The 20,403-nt window shown below is 64.9% G+C and carries 11 protein-coding genes; 4 read left to right on the top strand and 7 right to left on the bottom strand.

The window, feature by feature from the left end; genetic code table 11:
- Positions 1-9 precede the first annotated feature (9 nt).
- The 3 genes from AC4FIJ_RS02745 to AC4FIJ_RS02735 form a co-directional block, all read right to left on the bottom strand.
- Positions 10-744 (bottom strand): OmpA family protein, encoded by a 735-nt coding sequence (locus tag AC4FIJ_RS02745; RefSeq protein ID WP_490335189.1) that lies wholly within the window; start codon positions 742-744, stop codon positions 10-12.
- A 69-nt stretch (positions 745-813) separates the two neighbouring features.
- Positions 814-7,818, bottom strand: a complete 7,005-nt coding sequence (locus AC4FIJ_RS02740; RefSeq protein WP_490335188.1) for a DUF5801 repeats-in-toxin domain-containing protein — start codon at positions 7,816-7,818, stop codon at positions 814-816.
- Positions 7,819-8,358: 540 nt separating this feature from the next.
- Positions 8,359-8,904 (bottom strand): type 1 glutamine amidotransferase domain-containing protein, encoded by a 546-nt coding sequence (locus AC4FIJ_RS02735; RefSeq protein ID WP_490335187.1) that lies wholly within the window; start codon positions 8,902-8,904, stop codon positions 8,359-8,361.
- Between the two features lie 203 nt (positions 8,905-9,107).
- Here AC4FIJ_RS02735 and parC point away from each other — a divergent pair, with 203 nt between their 5' ends.
- Both parC and AC4FIJ_RS02725 read left to right on the top strand, forming a co-directional pair.
- Complete coding sequence (parC, locus tag AC4FIJ_RS02730; RefSeq protein ID WP_490335186.1) at positions 9,108-11,435, top strand: DNA topoisomerase IV subunit A; 2,328 nt, start codon at positions 9,108-9,110, stop codon at positions 11,433-11,435.
- A gap of 312 nt (positions 11,436-11,747) precedes the next feature.
- The gene (locus AC4FIJ_RS02725) at positions 11,748-13,211 is read left to right on the top strand and encodes an arylsulfatase (RefSeq protein ID WP_490335185.1); all 1,464 of its coding nucleotides are present in this window, start codon (positions 11,748-11,750) and stop codon (positions 13,209-13,211) included.
- 88 nt (positions 13,212-13,299) lie between these two features.
- Here the strand turns inward: AC4FIJ_RS02725 and AC4FIJ_RS02720 are convergent, their stop codons facing one another.
- Together AC4FIJ_RS02720 and AC4FIJ_RS02715 are read right to left on the bottom strand one after the other, a co-directional pair.
- Complete coding sequence (locus tag AC4FIJ_RS02720) at positions 13,300-14,670, bottom strand: amidohydrolase family protein (protein ID WP_490335184.1); 1,371 nt, start codon at positions 14,668-14,670, stop codon at positions 13,300-13,302.
- 142 nt (positions 14,671-14,812) lie between these two features.
- On the bottom strand, positions 14,813-15,292 hold the full coding sequence (locus tag AC4FIJ_RS02715; protein ID WP_490335183.1) for a peroxiredoxin: 480 nt from the start codon (positions 15,290-15,292) through the stop codon (positions 14,813-14,815).
- Between the two features lie 228 nt (positions 15,293-15,520).
- Here AC4FIJ_RS02715 and AC4FIJ_RS02710 point away from each other — a divergent pair, with 228 nt between their 5' ends.
- Together AC4FIJ_RS02710 and ahcY are read left to right on the top strand one after the other, a co-directional pair.
- Positions 15,521-15,994 (top strand): S-adenosyl-L-homocysteine hydrolase, encoded by a 474-nt coding sequence (locus AC4FIJ_RS02710; RefSeq protein WP_490335182.1) that lies wholly within the window; start codon positions 15,521-15,523, stop codon positions 15,992-15,994.
- A 240-nt stretch (positions 15,995-16,234) separates the two neighbouring features.
- A complete protein-coding gene (gene ahcY / locus AC4FIJ_RS02705; RefSeq protein ID WP_490335181.1) occupies positions 16,235-17,644 on the top strand; it encodes an adenosylhomocysteinase in 1,410 nt (469 codons plus the stop codon).
- Positions 17,645-17,698: 54 nt separating this feature from the next.
- Here the strand turns inward: ahcY and AC4FIJ_RS02700 are convergent, their stop codons facing one another.
- Positions 17,699-18,820 carry a polysaccharide pyruvyl transferase family protein gene (locus AC4FIJ_RS02700; RefSeq protein ID WP_490335180.1) on the bottom strand — a complete coding sequence of 374 codons (1,122 nt, stop codon included), beginning with the start codon at positions 18,818-18,820 and terminating at the stop codon, positions 17,699-17,701.
- A 383-nt stretch (positions 18,821-19,203) separates the two neighbouring features.
- The gene (locus tag AC4FIJ_RS02695; protein ID WP_490335179.1) at positions 19,204-20,274 is read right to left on the bottom strand and encodes an acyltransferase family protein; all 1,071 of its coding nucleotides are present in this window, start codon (positions 20,272-20,274) and stop codon (positions 19,204-19,206) included.
- Between the last annotated feature and the right edge of the window lie 129 nt (positions 20,275-20,403).

The following is a 20,403-nucleotide window of genomic DNA, read 5'->3' as shown; positions in this document are numbered from 1 at the left end:
TTTCGTCCCTTAGCGGACCGTGATGACCACGCGGCGGTTCTGGGGATTGCGCTCACCATCGACCGTCTGGACGGCGAGATCGTGCTCTCCCCGTCCGGCGACGGTGATCATTGTTTCGGGAATGCCTTGTGCGACCATGATGTCGGCGACCGACCGCGCGCGGGCCATCGACAGCGTGTCGTTATACGCGTCGCTGCCCGCGCGGTCGGTGTGGCCGACCACGTCGAAGCCGGTCCAGCCGCAGGTCTGCGTGTTCGAACGCAGGAATTGCGCGGTCGCTGCAGTCGATTGCGGCGCGGCGCGGCTGTCGAAGTCGAAGAACACCGTATTGACCGCCTGGTCGCAGATCGCCGGGCGAACTGGAATCGGCGGGGGGGGCGGGGGCGGCGGCGGTGCCGGGGGCGGCGCCATCAGGCGGCGATAGGCGGCATCGCATTTGCGGATCGAATCCTCGTCCCGCAGATCGTTCTTTGTAAAGCCGATGGCGATCGCGCATTGCACTTTGGCTTCGGACGCCCAGTGAAAGCGGGCATCGGTCGCGTTGATGATCGCAGGGTCCAGCGTGGCGGCCAGCGCAGCATCGTACCGCATGTCCAGCGCGTCGCGCAGCTCGCCATCGTTCAGGCCCATCAGGTCCTGATCCGCTTGCGGAGCTGTCTGCGCATTTGCCGGGCAGGCCAGCAGCATGGCGAGCGAGGCCGAGGCCACGCCTGCCGCCAGCTTGCGGACGGTACGAACTTCCATTTCCAATGCCCCCATTATGCGGCCGGATCGCTTTCGCCGATCCGCCCCCTGTGATTACCCTGTTGCCGCCTACTGGCTTGCGGCGGCCATCAGCGCGGCTTCGTCGCCATTATCCGCAGGCATGGCGCCGCCATGGCCCGTTCCGGCGACAAGCCCGTTCAGCAAGGCCGCTAGATCGCTGGCACCCCCGTCGTGCCCAACGCCGTCACCACCGGAATGCCCGGCACCATGCACGGCCGCCCCCTGTCCGGCCCACCATCCATGCGTATTCGCAGCCGCGCCCTGTGCGTCCGCCGATGCGCTGTCAATCACCTGATCGACGAGCTGAGAGATCGCATCCTCTCCGGTCACTTCTGCCAGAGCCTCGCGCACCGCGTCACTCGCGGGCTGGGCGGCGTCGCCTGCCGCGGGCTGTTCAGCCGACAGCTGGAGCAGCGCTTCCATCATCTGCGCCGACACCGCGCCCGCCGACGGAGCGGCGTGGCCTGCATCGAATGCCGCCTCGTGCTGCGACGACGCGCCCGCATCGTCCAGCCCATCGCCGCGGCCGAGCGGCGTGACATCTTCGTTCTGCCCCGCCAGCGGGCGTTCCGCGGCGAACTGGTGGTCGATGTCATGGTGGTCGCGCGCCGCCTCTGGCCGTGCGGCAGGGTCTGCCGCGATCTGCGCGTTCCACGACAGCGACGGCAGTTCGTGACCCGATTGCAGCTGTGCCACCGTGGGGGCGAACGATTGTCCCTGGCCCGTTTCCTCGAAATTAACCATCTGCTGGCCGTCAAAAGACGGCTCCGCGTGGGCGGCAGTCGAAGCCAGCACGGCGGTCGCCGTTGCGGCGATCGCGGCCATCTCCTGCGTGCGCTGTCCTGCCGCAGCCTTCGTGCCGAGCTGATAGCGGAACGCCGCATCGACCAGCGCACCGGTCCCGCCGTTGAAGCTGCCCGTGCCCATGATCTGCACCTCGCCGCCGATCGCGGTGCCGGGCGTGCCATCGCTGGTCAGCGCGATATCGGTGATGCCCGCTTCGGCCAGCGTCTTGAATTCGCCCGACTGGAACACGCCGTCGCCATTGTCCAGCCAGATGCCGAACTTGCCGAAATCGCCATCATTGCCGTCCAGCATATCGCCATATTGCGCATGCAGGGTCTGCAGGTCGGTCATCCTGTCCTGGTGGAAGATGAACTCGCTGGCGTCGTCGACGATGCCGTTGCCGTTCGCATCGCGAATGAGGATGGCGTCGCCGGCCCCGATCCACGCGGTCTGGTCCAGCACGCCGTCGCCGTTGATGTCGTACATCACCCCGCTGTCGAGCGACTGGAAGTGGAACCCGTCGCCGTCCATGTCGAGCACGACCGGATCGCCGAACGGGTTGATGTGGAATGTGGTGTATTCGGTGTCGCCGTCGGCATCGGTCACGGTGATGTCGATGTCGAGCGACACGGTCTGCTGGCTGATAACCGTGCGGATCAGGCCGATGTCGCTTATGGTCACGACATCGCTGTCGTTGGTCTCCGCGCCGAAGCCCGCCGTGCCGCTGCTGGCACCTGCATCGCCGGTTGCGCCGTTGAGGTCGATGCCGCTGCCGGTCAATCCGCCGGTCGAGGACATGACCTGCGCGCCGACGATGACATAGCTTTCGCCGCTCTGCAGATAGTCGTTCGCCTCGATGATGACGAAGCCGTCGTCATTATCCAGCGCCGGCGCCGCAAAGCCGTCGGGGATCGCATCGGCCTGGCGGTAGATATCGTCCGATCCGACCACGACGGCGCGGGTCGTCAGGATATTGCCGGGATCGTTCGGATCGGCGAGCTTGAGGATCACGACGAAATCCTGATCCGCACCCACGCCGTCGAGGGTGAAGGTCAGGCCCGAAACGAAGGCCGAGGTGTCGACGTCATATTGCTTCGGATCCCACGCATGGAACTTGAGGTCGAGGACCTCGCCGCTGTCGAGCGCTTCTCCCGCCACGCCATAGGCATTGTTGTCGGTGGTTATCCAGCTCTGGTCGCCGCCGACCTGTTCGCCGGCAGACAGCGCGTTGTCGCCGCCCGCAGTGATGCCGCCTTTCACGCCGGTGATCTGCACGAAGATCGGAGCTTCGGTGCCGTTGGCGAGTTCGTTGACGAGGATCTCGCTGCGATCGTTCGAGACGCCGTCCACTTCATAAGCGGTGCTGTTCACCGGGTCCGACAGCGAGGTGACCGAGGTGAATTCGAAGCTGTCGTTCAGAACCAGCTGATAATTGGTGCCGTCATAGCTTATCGAACCGCTGTTCGATCCGGCCTGCCCCTCACTGTCGACATAGTCGAACGCGAATTTCCAGACGCCGTCAACCGGGTCGTAGACCGGCTGGTCGATATTGGTCAGGGCCATGCCAGCCACACTGCTGGTCGGGCGGATGACGAACTCGACGCCGGTGCCCAGCGACCCGCCGAGCGGTCCGTCGGTTCCGAATTCGAAATCGAGAATGTCGTTGGCGACCATCGCGTAATCGGTCGTGCCCGAAAGCTGGAAGCCGGTGTACTTGGTCACCATGCCGACGCTGGGGCCGTCATCCTCGATCGTGAAGCTGTTCTGGCCGATATCGATCGAGGCGGTGTCGCTGTCGCCGTCGCGGTCGGTGATGGTAGCCGTCAGCTTGAGGATGTCGGCGGGCAGGGTGATGGTCTGCGCATCGTCGCCCGCATAGAAACCGGTCACCGCATGCCAGACATTCTCGGACCGAGTGAAGGTCACTTCGCCCGTCGCCTGGTCCAGCGAGATGCGGAAATATTCGGTGCCATTCGCCATGCCGACGACATCGCCGCCGTCCATGGTCAGCAGGATCGGGTCGCCCTGGCCGATACCGTCGCCGTCGGCAGCCGTCACATCGCTGTCGTCGAGCGCGAACAACCCGCTGGGGGTACCATTGGCCGACAGTTGCAGCGCATAGGTCGCGGTGTTCGGACCGTCGGCGCTGGGGTCGAAGCTGAACCCTGCCGAAAAATCCTTCGTCACCGAATAGATGCCGTCGCCGTCAGGCGCGAGCGGCGATTCGTCAAGCACCGCCGCGGGCAGTTCGCCGCTGACTTCGACCGACGGTGCATCGTCGCCAAAGACCAGATTGCCGCCCAGATCGTTGCTGGTCGTATCGGTCACGCTGTCGCCGTCGCCATCGGTGATGGTCACGCCGTAATCCGCACCGATCAGCCCATTCGGCAGCATGACGCTGTCGCTGCCCGGCGCATGGTCGATGGGCTGCATCTGGCTGAGCGTCAGCGTGCCGTCGGGGGCAAGCGACACCGTGAACACGGTATTCGCAACGCCGACGCCGCCTCCGCTGCCAGCGGTGGACCCGGTCACGACCGTTCCGTCGGCGCTGATGAACAGGTTGATGGCCTGACCGCCGCTGGAAAGGCCGCTTGCGCTGCCTTCCGCGACGAGGAGGGTGAGGGCGAAGCTTTCGGAAATGCTGCCCTCGCCGTCGGCGCCGTCGTCCGCGCCGGAATAGCCGAACAGCGCGCCAAGGTTCAGCACGGCGCTGTCGCTGCCGGGAAGGGCGGCGTCGCTGGTCTGAGCATAGGCATCGTCATCGGCGATCATTGCGTCGATCGCCGGGCCGTCATCCTCGAACCGCAAGGTCTGACCGATGTTCACCGTGGCGCTGGCGGTGTCGCCGTCGCCATCGGTGACCGACGCGGTGAGCGTGATCAGGCCTGCCGAGGCCAGCGTTTCGGCCGCATCGGGCGCAGCCTCGACCGGGTCTGACGGATCGTCATGCGCAATGGCGCGCCGCTGGTCGAGCGTGACCGTGCCGTTCGCATCGACATCCAGCGTGAAGGCAATATCGCCTGTCTCGCCGCCGACGCGGCCCACGACCGTGCTGCCTTCCAGATAGAGCAGGATCGCGTCGCCGCTTGCCGTGTCGGTCAGACCGCTGTCCGCGCCAGCCGCCGCGATGCCCAGCGCATAGCGCGTCGCATCGGTGCCGTCCGCGCCAGCCGACAGGTCGAATACGGCCGAGAAATCGGCGCTGGCGTCAATGCCCAGCGTGCTGTCGTCCACCACCAGCATGGGGGCGCCTTCTGCCTGCGCCTCTGCCGTCGGGACGTCGTCGCTGATCCTGACAGAGAACTGGCCCGACGTGGCCGTGCCGTCGCTGTCGGTGACCGTGAAGGTGATTCCGCCGAGCCTCACCGTGTCCTCGACACCGCCGACCGGATGGTCGACCGGCTGCAGCAGCGTCACCGTATAGCTGTAATTGACCACACCGTTCGAGGGTGCGGAGACCGTGCCCAGCGCGATGGTGATGACCGTCGTCACTCCGCCGTCCACGGTGCCGACCAGATTGCCCGCCGCATCGACCGAGAAATCGACCGGCTGCCCGCCTGAACGGATCGAACCGTCCAGCGCATCGGCATTGGAGAACGCAAACGCTCCGCGCGGATCGGTCGGCAGGTCGGATCCGAAATCGACCCGGATCGTGCCCGCCCCCGACGCCATGCCGGTCGAGGCATTCTCTCGCGGATCGGTCTGGCCGCTGTCGGCGTTGGCGCCCGCAAGCCCGTCTTCATCCACGCGGACATTGCCGGTGCGCACGATGACCGGCGCCGTGTCGGGCGTGATCGTCAGGGTCACCTGCGCGGTCGAGGTATCGCCATCCGCATCGGTGATCGTGTAGGTGAAGTTGTCGCTTCCGCTTGCGCCCGCGTTGGGCGTGTAGGTGAAGGTGCCGTCGCCGTTATAGCTGACCGTGCCCTTGGCGGGGCCGTCCGCCAGCGCGATGCCGGTGGCGGGATCGACGCCGTCGGTGCCCGGGCTATCATTGGTGAAAACGTCGATCGCGAGGGGGCCGTTGTCCACAACGAAGCCGCCGTCGTCCACCGCGACCGGCCCATCGTCGCCGATCACGAAAATGCCCGTGCCCAGGTCGATCACGGCGCTGGCGGTGTCGCCGTCCGCATCGCTGGCCGTCGCGGTCAGCGTGATCGCGCCGGCCTCTGCGATGATGGCGACGACATCGTCCGGATTGGCCGGGTCGCCATGGCTGACATTCGCGTAATCTTCGGTGAAGGCGAAAGTGACCTTGCCGGCCGCATCGACGCTGATGGTGAAATAATCGGTGCCGTCGGCCGAACCGGTGATGACGCCGCCGCTGATGGTAAGAACGATCTGCGTCCCGTCCAGCGTGAACAGGCCCGATCCGACAGTCTCACCCGACAGGCCGAGCGCGTAGCTGGTCGCGCCCATGCCGTCGGCGCCATAGCCGACCGCGAAATTGCCCGAAAAATCGATGGTGGCGCTGGCGATGCCGTCTGCCGACAGCGGCGATTCGTCCAGCAGCGCGACGCCTGCCTGCGTGCCGGTCAGCCTGACCACCGGGCTGTCGTCGTTGATGACGAGCGCGATAGTGCCGCCGGTGCTGTCGCCGTCGCCGTCGGTGACCGTGACCGGGATCGACAGCGTCGCATTATCCTCTGCCGCGCCGGGATGGGCGACGGGGGACAGCAGCGTGAAGATATAGCTGCCGTTGGCGACATCGGTGATGACCAGCGTGAAGACGGTTTCACCCGTCACCGCATCCTGTCCGGTCAGCGTATGGCTGGCCGCGTCCCACACCGTTTCGACGGCGTTCCCGGCCAGCGTGACCAGACCCGTATCGGCAGAAGCGGCAAGCGCGATATCGCCCACGCCGTCGGGACCGAAGTCCAGCCCGGCAAGCTGTCCGCTGGCACTGGTCGCCGTGCCCGCGACGTCGCCCGGTCCGCCGGCGAGCCCGCCCGGAAGGCCGTCCTCGTCCACGGTGATGCGCGCGGCATCGACATTGAGCGCGGGTCCGCCCTCGGTCAGGGTGACGGTGAACACCGCTTCGTTCGAGACGCTGCCGTCGCCGTCGGTGATCGTATAGGTGAAGCGTTCGACGACGGTCTGTCCGGGCGCGACATCGACCGCGGGGGTATAGACCAGCTCGCCATTGACGACGGCAATCGTGCCGCCCTGATCGCCATTGCCGATGGTGATGGCCGGATTTCCGACCCCGTCGGCGCCGTAATCGTCGTTCGAGACGATCTGGGCGACGGTGCCGATGACCGCGCCGCTGGCCTCGTCGGGCAGGGTCGCGAGATTGCCGTCGTCGACTGCGACCGGCACGTCGTCGATGATGGTGACCACGACATTGCCGGTGGCGCTGGGTCCGCCGGGCGCGACGATGGTGACGTCGAAATCGACGCTGGTTCCGGTGCCGTCGGTGTTGTCGGTCAGCGTGTAATCATAGGTGATCGTGCCGGTGGCGAGGTCAACGTCCACGATGGTGAGCAGGCCCGGGCCGATGGCCGTCGGCGGAAAGACGATCACGGCCTCTCCGTCGACGATATCGATGGCCGGGATGCCGTCGATCAGGATCTCGTCCACCCCGCCGGGCGAGTTGAAGCGGATCGTGCCGGTCGCGCTTTCGGCGTCGGTCTCGTCCATCGTGCCGGCAGGCTCGGGACCCTCATCACCGTTGCGCGCGGGCAGCCCGTCCTCGTCTACGGTGGTGCCCGCGATGCTCTCGATAATGGGAAGGATGCCGGGCGGGACCGGGCCTTCGTCATCGGTGCGAAGGACATATTGGCCGATTTCGACATCTTCCTGCACCGGGAACTGCAGTTCGGTATAGGGCAGCAGATTGCCGATGTCGTAGGCCGGGTCGATCGGCATGACCGGGTCCGCGAAATTGCCGCCGGAGCTGCGGGTGCCGCCTGCTTCGGGATCGATCTGGTCCTCGATCCCAAGATAATCCTTCCAGTTCTCGTCGGGAATGCGCGTTCCCTGGATCACCAGGTCGACGTCATAAATCGCGCCGTCGACGATCACCATCTGCGTGCCGTCGGGCAGGGCAACGATCAGATTGTCGCCATCGACGCGCAGATCGTCGAGCGTGGCGCCTTCGGGCAGGACCACCGTGGTCGTCTGGTCGGGATCGGCCAGCGCGCGACGGCCGGTGCCGGCGATCACATTGGCCGCTGCATCCTGTGCCAGCCGTGCCCCCGCCGCATTCGTCCCGGCGGCGTTGCCGCTCAGTCCGTTCGCGCCCGTGGTGTCTGCCCCTGTTTTCATCGACTACGCCCCATTGATCGGGGCGTCGTCCTTTCGGCCTGGCCCCCCGCGGAACGGCCCGTCGGCCGATGTCCGCTTATTGCTTTCTTCGATGCAGCCGCCTTCATGGCAGCGAGCATCGACCCCTTGCCCGGCAACCGGTCATGCCCGGTACGCCGCACCTGTCACGAACCGCCCTTCGGCAGCGGTCACGAGGTGCATCGCGCGGGCCGAAAGACCCTTGTCCGATACATTAATGTTGAACCTTAACAGCTTAGGAGCAAGCGCCCCCTTGTACCTGAGCCAAAATGGGATAGCGCCGGTTGGCCAACATCCAGACAAAACGGAAATTCCCCTGATTCCCAACGGATTTACGCGGGACTGAAAGACCGAGCAAGCGGCGCTCGGGTGACAAACGCGGTTAACAAGGCAGGTTAACAATCAAGCCGTTGAACTTGTTCCCGATCGATGCACGCCGGGAATCGATTTGCGGGCCAAAATTGCGCATAAAAAAAAGACCCCCGCCGGCGGGTGGGGGCTTTCGTCATCCGGATCGGTCGATCAGGCGTCGGCGGGCTCGGCCGCTTTCTGCAGGGCTTCGTTCACTGCGCTGGCAAAGGCCGGAATATCGTCCGGATTGCGGCTGGTGATGATATTGCCATCGACCACCACTTCGCGGTCGACGACATTGGCGCCCGCATTGGCAAGGTCGCGCCGCACCGACGGCCAGCTCGTCACGGTCTTGCCGCGTACCAGATCCGCTTCGATCAGCAGCCACGGAGCATGGCAGATAGCGGCGACCGGCTTGCCTGCATTGGCGAATTCGCGGATGAGGCCAACGGCCGTATCGTTGATGCGCAATATATCGGGATTGATCTGCCCGCCCGGCAGGACGAGTGCGTGGTAATCGCCGGTGCTGACTTCATCCAGCGTCAGGTCGACGTCGACTTCGTCGCCCCAGTCGTCCTGGTCCCAGCCCTTGATCTTGCCGCTTTCCGGACTGGCGACGATGACTTCATAGCCATCCTTGCGCAGCCGGTCGCGCGGGCCGGTGAGTTCGCTTTGTTCAAAGCCATTGGTGGCGATTATGAGGACGCGTTGGGTCATGCTCGTTCTCCTGAATTTTATGTGGGGCCTATGATCTATGGGCCTTTGTATAATTAACGGCTGCGCGAATGGCCCGTTCCGGTCTGTTCAACGGCTCGTCGCATGCGGAGCGCAGCCCGTGCAGCGCGGCCGAATATGCCGCGGCGGGGGATTGCCTTGCGCCCGCGCTTTGCGCTGCCGCGCCCGCTTGCTAATCCGCAGGAATGGCCGACGAGATTCCCGATACGCTTGAACCCGATCCGTTCGACCGTCTGGTCGACGCGCCCTTCGATGCCGCGCTGTCCGAACGCTATCTCGTCTATGCGTTGTCCACGATCACCGCGCGCTCGCTGCCGGATCTGCGCGACGGGCTGAAGCCAGTGCATCGCCGCCTGCTGTGGGCGATGCGGCAGCTGAAGCTGAACCCCACCGATGCGTTCAAGAAATCGGCCCGCGTGGTCGGCGACGTCATCGGCAAATATCACCCGCATGGCGATGCATCGGTCTATGACGCCATGGTCCGCCTCGCGCAGGATTTCGCGCTGCGCTATCCGCTGGACGAGGGACAGGGCAATTTCGGCAATATCGACGGCGATAATGCCGCGGCCTACCGCTATACCGAGGCGCGGCTGACGCGCACCGCCATGCTGCTGATGCAGGGGCTGGACGAGGGCACGGTCGACTTCATCCCGACCTATAATGGCGAGGAATCCGAGCCCGACATCTTCCCCGGCATCTTCCCCAACCTGCTGGCCAATGGCGCCAGCGGGATCGCGGTGGGCATGGCGACCAACATCCCCAGCCACAACGTGGCCGAGATCGTCGATGCCGCTCTGAAGCTGATCGACAATCCGCGCGCCGAACATGCCGAGCTGATGGAAGTGTTCCATGGCCCCGACTTCGCCACCGGCGGGCTGGTGGTCGACAGCGCCGAGGCGATCTCGCACGCCTATGAGACCGGTCGCGGCGCGTTCCGCATGCGCGGCCGCTTCCACGCCGCCGAGGCCGCGAGCGAGGCCGACCGCGACGCCGGGATCGAGCGGCTGGGCGGCGGGCAGTGGCAGCTGGTGATCAGCGAGATACCCTACCAGGTGCAGAAGGGCCGGCTGATCGAGCAGATCGCGCAGCTGATCGGCGACCGCAAGCTGCCCATCCTGGAAGACGTTCGCGACGAGAGCGACGAACAGATCCGCATCGTCCTCGTCCCGCGCAGCCGCAACGTCGATCCGGAATTGCTGAAAGAAAGCCTCTACAGGCTGACCGATCTGGAAAGCCGCTTCAGCCTCAATCTCAACGTGCTGGATGCGACACGTACGCCGCAGGTGATGGGGCTGGGCGAGGTTCTGCAGCACTGGATCGCCTCGCAGATCGACATATTGCTGCGCCGCGCCAACCACCGGCTCGAACAGATCTCCCGGCGGCTGGAACTGGTCGAAGGCTATATCATCGCCTTCCTCAACCTCGACCGCGTGATCGAGATCATCCGGACCGAGGACGAACCCAAGCAGGTCATGATGGCCGAGTTCGCGCTGACCGACAGGCAGGCCGAGGCGATCCTGAACATGCGGCTGCGGTCCCTGCGCAAGCTGGAGGAGATGGAGCTTCGGGGGGAGCACGACGCGCTGCTGGCCGAGCGCGAGGACTTGCAGAAGCTGATCGACAGCCCCGCGCGCCAGCGCACGCGGTTGAAGCGCGACCTGACTGCGCTGCGCAAGGAATATGCAGTGGATACCGCGCTGGGCAAGCGCCGCACCACCGTGGCCGAGGCCGAGCCCGCGGTCGAGTTCAGCATGGACGCCATGATCGAGAAGGAGCCGGTCACGGTCATCATCTCGGCGCGCGGCTGGGTGCGGGGGATGAAGGGGCACGTCGACCTTGGCCCCGACGGCAAGGGCGCGGACTTCAAGTTCAAGGAAGGCGACGGGCCGGCATTCGCGCTGCATGCGCAGACCACCGACAAGCTGCTGATCGCCAGCGGCGACGGGCGCTTTTACACGCTGGGCTGCGACAAGCTGCCGGGCGGGCGGGGCTTTGGCGAGCCGCTTCGCACCACGCTCGACATCGATTCGGGTCAGCCGATCGTCGCGGTGCTGGTCTATCGCAAGGGCGGGCAGATCCTGCTGGCGAACAGCGCGGGCCGGGGCTTTGCCGCCGAGATGGACGAGCTGCTGGCCGAGACGCGCAAGGGCCGCCAGGTCGTGAACCTGAAGGACAAGGTCACGCTGAAGATCGTGCGCGAGATCGCGCCGCAGGACGATCATGTCGCGGTGGTGGGCGACAACCGCAAGCTGGTGATCTTCAGCCTTGAGGAACTGCCGGTGATGGCGCGCGGGCAGGGGGTGCAGCTGCAGCGTTACCGCGATGGCGGGCTGTCCGATGCGATCACGCTGAAGCTGGACGAGGGCCTGTCGTGGAAGATGGGCGGCGACAGCGGGCGGACCCGGACCGAGAGCGACATGTGGCAATGGAAGGTCGCGCGCGGCGCGGCAGGCCGCCTGCCGCCCAACGGCTTTCCGCGCGACAACACCTTTCAGGGCGGCGATGCGGCCTGAGGCGTAAAGCCCGGCGAAAAGTGACAAAGGCGACACGTCCTACAAGGGCTGTCACCCGGCCGTAAGGCGCGGAAATGCTGGCCTTGCGGGCCAAAGGTGACACCGCGCGGGGCCGGGGAAAACATCCGGAGAAAATCGACATTGGGAAAGAACCGCATCGCCGTTTCGGGCGAGCGGCGGTGTTACGATACGGCCGGGCTGTAGGACAGTGGAAACCGCGACAGAACTCGTGCCTTACCCCGATACTAAGGTTCAGACTCGCGCCCTAAACCCGGATCATGTCTTTCAAGATTACTTAGAAAGGTCGTGATCATGCCCGACAAGAAAAAGCCCAACATCCTCGTCATTTTCGGAGACGATATCGGCTATTCGAATGTCAGCTGCTTTGGCGGCGACATCATGGGCGTGCCCACGCCCAATATCGACAGGATAGCCGATGAGGGCATCAAGCTGACGTCCTTTTACGCCCAGCCGTCGTGCACGGCCGGGCGGGCTGCCTTCATCACCGGCCAGATGCCTGCTCGCACGGGGCTGACCACCGTGGGCTGCGCCGGTGCGCCGCAAGGCATGTCGTCCGAGGACCCGACCATCGCGCAGATCCTGAAGATGCATGGCTATGCCACCGCCCAGTTCGGCAAGAACCACCTTGGCGACCGGGAGGAGCATCTGCCCCATCGTCACGGTTTCGACGAGTTCTTCGGCAATCTCTATCACCTCAACGCGAACGAGGATCCGGAAGACCCCGACCGGCCCCAGACGTCGGAGTTCGAGAAGAAATGGAGCGTGCGCGGCGTCATTTCCGGCTCCGCCGATGGCGAGACCAAGGACGAAGGCGTGCTGGATACCGAGCGCATGAAGACCTTCGACGACGAGATCGTCGCCAAGACATCCGATTTCATGGAGCGCAAGGTGAAGGAGGATACGCCCTTCTTCGTCTGGCATTGCGCCAGCCGCATGCATGTGTTCACCCATTTGCTCGACGAGCGAAAGGGCGTGTCGCGCGCTTCGGAAGCGGACATCTATGGGGACGGTCTTGCAGAGCATGACGGCCATGTCGGCCAGTTGCTGGACAAGCTGGACGAGCTGGGCATCGCCGAGGATACCATCGTCGTCTATACCACCGACAACGGCGCCTATCAGTACATGTGGCCGGAAGGCGGCACATCGCCGTTTCGAGGGGACAAGGGGACCACATGGGAAGGCGGCGTCCGCGTCCCCTGCGTCATCCGCTATCCCGGAAAGATCCCGCCCAGGCAGGTCAGTTCGGATATCGTTGCCATGGAGGATTTCTTCATGACCTTCGCGGCGCTGGTCGGCATGTCCGACATCGACAAGAAGCTGAGGGAAGGCGTCGAGCACGAGGGCAAGACATACAAGGTCCACCTCGACGGCTATGACCAGACCGCGCTGTTTACCGGCAAGGGACCGTCGGCGCGCAAGCATTACTTCTACTACGACGAGGTCAATCTGACGGCTGTCCGATACGGACCGTGGAAGGTGACCATCGCGGCGAAGATGGAAGGAAAATGGGACAACCCGCTGGTCCATCTGGGACGACCGATGATCACCAACATCCTGATGGACCCGTATGAACGGCAATGGGGCGACGTCAATCGCAAGCTGGCCGAGCACAAGGGCTGGGTGCTGCTGCCGATCATCGATTTCATGACCCAGCACGTGATGACCTTCAAGGAGTTCCCGCCACGGCAGGAAGCAATGTCGGGCGATTTCGCGAAGCTGATCGAGAAGTTCAAGGCACACGCGGCGGAGGATTGAGCTTTTCCGTGCGATCAGGCTGCAAGGCCGCATGGGCCGGACGATTGTTCGATTGAATTGCCGGCGAACATTCCTCTCGCGGGCAACTTCAGCCCCCCGTCAGGTCGCTGACATCGGTGCCCTGCGCCTGCAGCCCGGCGATCACGTTTGCCTGCGTGCGGGCGAGGTCGGGTCTGGCGGCTTCGTCCAGCAAGGCGTCCAGTGCGGCGCGGTCGTGAGGGCGGCCCTGTGCGATGACCAGCACGGGGCTTCGCAGCGCGGTAAAATCCTCTAGCGGGTCGGCGTTCACCAGCACCATGTCCGCGATCATGCCCGGCGCGATGCGGCCGCGTGTCGCGTCCTCGCCCAGCACCTGCGCGGGGTTCAGCGTGGCGGTGCGCAGCGCCTGAGCGGGGGAGAGGCCCGCTTCGACCAGCAATTCCAGCTCGTCGACCAGCGTGACGCCCGCGTCGGACAGCATCTTCGTCATCTGCTTGTAGAAGGCAAAGGCCTCGCGGTTGGGTTCGACCGCTTCGTTCGTCCAGCGGTCGTATTCGCCCTGTGACTGCGCGACCAGCATCGGGTTCATCCATTCGGTGCCGGGTCGCCGCAGATAGGCCCCCTTCGTCTCGGCGACGTGGAGCAGGTTGCGAAAGGCGACCAGCGTGGGATCGACAGGCGTGCCTGATGCGGCGATGCGCTGCGCCAGCGCGTGGGCGGCAGCCGGATCGTGGCGGTTCCGCAATCCGTGCCAGACGATGCTCTCGACATGCTCGATCGTGACGAAGCCCGCATCGAGCAGATCGGTGAACGCCATGTCGAAGGGACGGTCGCGGGGTGTGCCTTGGGCGCGGATGCCTTCGGGTGTGTGGCCCATGATCGTCATGTCCAGCGCCTCGGCCTCTGCCTTGACGCCCGCCCATGCCTCGCGCGTGAGATTGGAATAGACCTTGAGGTGGCGAAAGCCCGCCTCGTGCTGCCAGCGGACGGCGGCGCGCGCTTCGGCACTGGTGGTGACGAACTGGTGGTTGAGTTGTTCGTTCGCCCCGTGGCTGTTTAGGATCGGGCCGGTGGTGAGGAGGCGCGGGCCAGCCAGCTCGCCCGCCTCGATCCGCTGCGCGAGGTCCAGATGGAACGGCATGCCCGAGGCATTGCGGATCGCCGTTACCCCATGCGCCAGATAGGAGCCGAGCGAGGCCTGATCCCACACGTGCACATGCATGTCGGTAAGGCCGGGGAGGAGATAGCCGCCGTTTCCGTCGATCGGGGTGACGCCTTCGGGCACGGGGATGGCACCGACCGGCGCGATGGCGGCGATCCGGTCGCCGCGTATCAGCACGGATTGCGGCGCGCTCAATTGCGGGCTTTCGGCGGAAAGGTCGATCAGCCGGACGTTCTGGATCAGCAGGTCTTGGGCGCGTGCGGTGACGGACAGGGCGGCCAGCAAGGCGGCGGCCATGGCGAGCAGTCTGGCGATCATGGTCTTTCCCCAAGCGACCCGAGTTCGACCGAAAGGCACCGTAACACGGCGAAACCCGAGGGGAAGGGGGCGCCATGGAAAAGCGCAACGAAAAAGGGCGCCTCCGCGAACGGAAGCGCCCCTCTTTAATCTCGGCCTGGAATCAGAGCTGGTCGAGCATGTATTCGGCGGTCGATTTCTCGAACGCGCCCGGATCCTCGACATTCAGTTCCGTGACGGTGCCGTCGTCGACCACCATCGACCAGCGCTGGCCGCGCTTGCCCAGGCCAAAGCCGCTGCCGTCCATGGTCAGGCCCAGCGCTTCGGCGAAGTCGCCATTGCCATCGGCGAGCATGGTGATCGCCTCGCTGCCGTCGCGGTCGCACCATGCCTGCATCACGAAGGGATCGTTCACGGCGGTGCAGGCGATTTCATCGACGCCCTTGGACTTAAGCTCGTCCGCCTTTTCGACGAAACCCGGCAGGTGCTTGGCCGAGCAGGTCGGGGTGAAGGCGCCGGGGACCGAGAACAGGGCCACCTTCTTGCCGGCGAAATAATCGGCGGACTGGACCTTTTCCGGGCCGTCGGGGGTGGTCTTGGTCAGCGTCACGTCGGGCAGTTTTTCGCCTTGCTTGATGGTCATGGTGTTGTGTCCTTCTTTCCCGTGCATCCGCGCCTTAACGCGCGTCAGGGCGAGACATAGGGGCTGCGCGGCCCGGTGCAAGGAGGCGCCGTGCGAGAAGGGCGGCGGAACTGTGCGCGCCATGGTTAAGATCGGTTTACCGCGCAGCTTGAAGATTGAGTAAAGGAATCGCGCGATCCTGCTGACCATGGACCGAGGGGCGGTCCGGGCAGACCGGGGATATGCGAAATGGGGACTTTCAGGACAATTGCCGCGGCCGCATCGGCCTTTGCCATGCTGGCGGGCGCGCCGCAGGCCGCACTGGCAGAGACGCCTGCCGACGCCGCGCAGGCGGAAAACCTGCGCAAGCTGGACATCATGCTGATGGTGACCTCGCTGCGCTGCCGCAAGGGCGCGCATGATTTCCAGGCGGATTACAACGATTTCTCGGCCAAGCGGCTGACCATCATGAAGGGCGCCTATGCCACGCTGAAGAACGGCCATGTGAAGCGGCTGGGCGAGCGCGGGGCCAAGCGCGAGATGGACAAGATCAGCGTGGGCATGGCGAACCAGTACGGGCTGGGACATCCGTGGCTGCAATGCGACCAGCTCAAGCAGGTGACGCGCGATCTGGCCAGCAATGGCGGACAGGCGGAGCTGGTGCTGGCGGCGGAGCATCTGCTGTCGCCCGCGCGGCCTGCGCAGTTCGCCATGGTCGATTGAACGATACGCCTTTTCCCGCTTCGCCGCGGGGGCGACAGGGGCTGATGGATCGCCCCTGACAGAAGGGGTCGGGGCCGCGGGCTTCGGCCCCTTTCTGCTGGGCGCCGCATCGCCCGGTGGCCGCGTCATATAAAGAAGTCTTTATATTTGCCCTCGGCGCGCTCGTTCTGTAGAGCGGCGTCCATGTGAGGGGCGCCCGATCGGTGCCCCGATGGATAGACAGACTCAGGAGTACCCGCCGTGGCCAGTGTCGCTGAAAAGGATTATGTTATCGCCGATCTCTCGCTGGCCGATTATGGCCGGGACGAGATCGCCATCGCCGAAACCGAAATGCCGGGCCTGATGGCCCTGCGCGAGGAATATGGCGCATCGCAGCCGCTGAAGGGCGCGCGCATCACCGGATCGCTGCACATGACGATCCAGACCGCCGTGCTGATCGAGACGCTGACCGCGCTGGGCGCAGAGGTTCGCTGGGCGACCTGCAACATCTATTCGACGCAGGACCACGCCGCCGCCGCCATCGCGGCGCAGGGCATCCCCGTGTTCGCGGTGAAGGGCGAGAGCCTGGCCGAATACTGGGATTACGTGGGCCGCATCTTCGACTGGGACGCCGGAAGCGGTGAGACCTGCAACATGATCCTCGACGATGGCGGCGATGCCACCATGTTCGCGCTGTGGGGCGCGCGTATGGAAGCGGGCGAGACCATGCCCGATCCCGAAAACGCCGAAGAGATCGAGATGCAGCGCGCGCTGAAGGCGTTCATCGCGAAGAAGCCCGGCTATCTGACCGAGACGGTCAAGGCCATCAAGGGCGTGTCGGAAGAGACGACCACCGGCGTCCACCGCCTGTATCACATCGCCAAGGCCGGCAAGCTGCCGTTTCCCGCGATCAATGTGAACGACAGCGTGACCAAGTCGAAGTTCGACAACCTGTATGGCTGCAAGGAATCGCTGGTCGACGCGATCCGCCGCGCGACCGACGTGATGCTGGCCGGCAAGGTCGCCTGCGTCGCCGGTTTCGGCGATGTCGGCAAGGGCAGCGCGGATTCGCTGCGCAACGGCGGCGCGCGCGTGCTGGTGACCGAGATCGATCCGATCTGCGCGCTGCAGGCCGCGATGGAAGGCTATGAAGTCGTCACCATGGACGAGGCGGTGAAGCGCTGCGACATCTTCGTGACCGCCACCGGCAACGAAGGCGTGATCACCGGCGCGCACATGGAAGCCATGAAGAACATGGCGATCGTGTGCAACATCGGCCACTTCGACAGCGAGATCCAGATTTCGGCGCTCGACAATTACGAGTGGAAGGAAGTGAAGCCGGGTACCGATCTCGTCACCTTCCCCGACGGCAAGCAGATCATCGTGCTCGCCAAGGGCCGTCTGGTGAACCTGGGCTGCGCCACGGGGCACCCCAGCTTCGTCATGTCGTCCAGCTTCACCAACCAGACGCTGGCGCAGATCGAGCTGTTCACCAAGGCCGACCAGTACGACAACGCGGTCCACATCCTGCCCAAGCACCTCGACGAAAAGGTCGCCGCGCTGCACCTCGACAAGCTGGGCGTGAAGCTGACCACGCTGTCGAAGCGCCAGGCCGATTACATCGGCGTGCCGGTCGAAGGCCCGTTCAAGCCCGAGCATTACCGCTATTGATCGCAGAGCGCCCGGTTGCCCTTTCGGCAGCCGGGCGCGACGTGCTAGGCCGTTCTAGCGGGCGGCGTCCAGCGCGCCTTTCAGAAAATCGCGAGAGCTGCGGCGCAGCGCGTCCAGCTTTTCATGGACCGCATCATAGTCGATCGGCTGCGACAGCAGTCGCCGCGCGGTCGCATCGTCCAGTCGCTTCACAGTCCGCCCTTCCAGCCCCAGCGCGCCCAGCAGCGTGTGGAACCGGTCGGCGCCGCGCTTGGGGTTGACGATGGTGATGAAATTGCGGCGGTTCAGGATGCAGAACACCGTGCCGTGGAAGCTGTCGGTCAGCACGCAGCCGGCATGGCGGAAATGCGCCATCCAGTCGGGCAGCGTATCGGCGTCGCCCGGCAGTTCGGGATGGATCGCGCGGGCATGTGACAGATCGGGCAGATCGTCGGCCAGCCTCTCGGCGATGCCCGGCTCGATCCTTTCGCGGTCGAGCACATATTCGAACACGAACTCGCCGTCCTCGCAGTCGAGGTCGGCGGCGTCGGAGGCGACTTCCTCGTAAAACCGGGGGTCGACCGCCAGTGTCGGATCCAGCACGACCTCGGCATTCTCCACGCCGAACGTCTCAGCGCAGATGTCGGCGGCGGTATTCTCGCGCACCGAGACATGGGCGAAATCGCTTAGCAGCTCGCTGGCGGGCTCGGCGATGTCCGCATGTTCCCACTGCGGCTTGCCGAACGAGGCGGCATAGGCGATGCGCGCGGTCACCTCAGGTTCCACGAAGTCCAGGAAATAGACCAGCGCCTGCTCGTCCTGGTGGTAATGCGGGCGCCACACCTGGTCGCTGCCCACCACCACCGCATCCAGCCTGCGCCGCCTGACCGCGGCAGCCAAATCGTTGCCCGTCATCAGCGGACGGGTGACATCGGGCAGGAAACGCCGAACGAAGGGCTTGTGCACGTTCATGTTGCGCACCGCCTCGCGCACATTGCCGATGTTCTGGCCGGGGATCGAAGCCAGCAGCCGCTTGCTCAGCCGGTGCGGCAGCGACCGCTTGGGCTTCTTGTCAAGGAAGACCGGGTGGTGTCCCATGTCCTCGATCATGCGATAGAGCGCGGCGGCCTGGATGATGCCGCCGTAATTGATGTGCAGCGGCAGGGTAAGAATGCCGACCCGCAGCGGCCGCGCCACGCGGGCTTTCCGGCGGCGGCGAAGGGGCGTCTTCCTGCTTATCATGTCCATGCGGTCTGGCCCCGAATTCGCGCGCCGGCGGCGCTGTCACGATCGAATTGTCAAACCCGCATGGCATGGGCGCAGCGTGCCCATGCAAAGGCGAGCCACATGGATGCTAGTGTCTTGCGGTGACACAACCAGCGCAAAACAAGGACTTAGCCCGATTTGCCAGACAAGAGACGGCGGCTACCCCGGATGCTCCCGCGATTCGCTCGGCTAGCCGGGAACCGTCGGCGACGAGCGCTGTCAGGCCAGCGCTTCTGCGACCAGCAGGACGCTGGCCCGGCAGTTCAGGCGCGGGGCCGCCTACACCCGAAGACGGTCGTTTTGCTTTTTGGGCCTTACATTCCGCCTGCCGGCGCGCTCTTGCGGCGGACGCCCATCGCGGCGCGGATCGCGCGGGTCATCGGCTTTTCCAACATCAGGTGCACGATCACCCCGGCCAGCATCACCAGCGCATAGGTCACCGGCACCAGCAGGCAGCGCACCAACACCGAATCGAGCGAAAGCATGTCCGCGACCTTGCTGACCGCCTGCGTCACGAAGGGATGCGTCAGATAGATCGCATAGCTGGCATTGCCGAGCAGCAGCACGGTGTTCGACCGGACCACATGGCCCAGCCGTTCCAGCCAGAGCGCGCCGAACACGATGCAGGCCGATGCCAGACCGATCTGGACGATGCGGTCGGTCGGCAATTCCACCAGCGGCAGGAACACGAGCGCCGCCAGCCCGCCCGCGACCATCGCCGCGCCGATCCACGGCGAGGAGCGCGACCATAATGCGTCCCAGCCCGGATGGAGATAGGCCGCCCCGATGGCCATGCCGATCACGAATTCCAGCAGGATCGGATGGGTGTAGAAGCGCAGCAGCGGATCGGAAAATTCTCCCGCCGACCCTGCCGCGATCAGCCCCGCCGCGACCAGCGCGACGAAGAACAGCGCGACCGCGGCCAGCCCGCGCGCCTTCCACGCCAGCCCGAGGCCGAGGATCAGGTAGAAGAACATCTCGTAATTGAGCGTCCAGCCGAGGAACAGGATCGGCTCCATCCTGCCGTTCGACTTTTCGAAGGGGATGAAGGCCAGCGATTTCGCCAGATATTCGGGCCGGGCCTCGGTGCTGCCCAGCAGCGAGGGGGCGATCATGGCAAGGGCGAACACCGCCAGCGTCATTAGCCAGTAGAGCGGCACGATGCGGATCACGCGGTTCAGCAGGAAATTGCCCGTCCCCGGCCAGCTTTGCGCCGTGGTATAGACCATGATGAAGCCGCTGATCACGAAGAACAGGTCGACCCCGCCGCCGCCGAAAAACACGTTGCTGGGGGTAACCCCAAGCGGCGCCAGCAATTGTTCGAGATGAACCACCACGACCAGAAGCGCGGCCAGCGCACGAAGCGCCTGAATATTCGCGATCATTATTTGCCCCCTTGCGGTTGCAAGATCCTTGGCGCCACGCCCCGATCGTTCGGGCCGTTAACCTTTTCGGGAATGCCCGGCGGGTTGGCAAGCTTATTTGGGGATCTGGCAAATTCGCCGGAGGCATGA

The organism is Croceicoccus sp. (genome assembly GCF_983967925.1).
The sequence above is the reverse complement of the archived record's forward strand: the minus strand, read 5'-3'. Positions and strand labels throughout refer to the sequence as shown.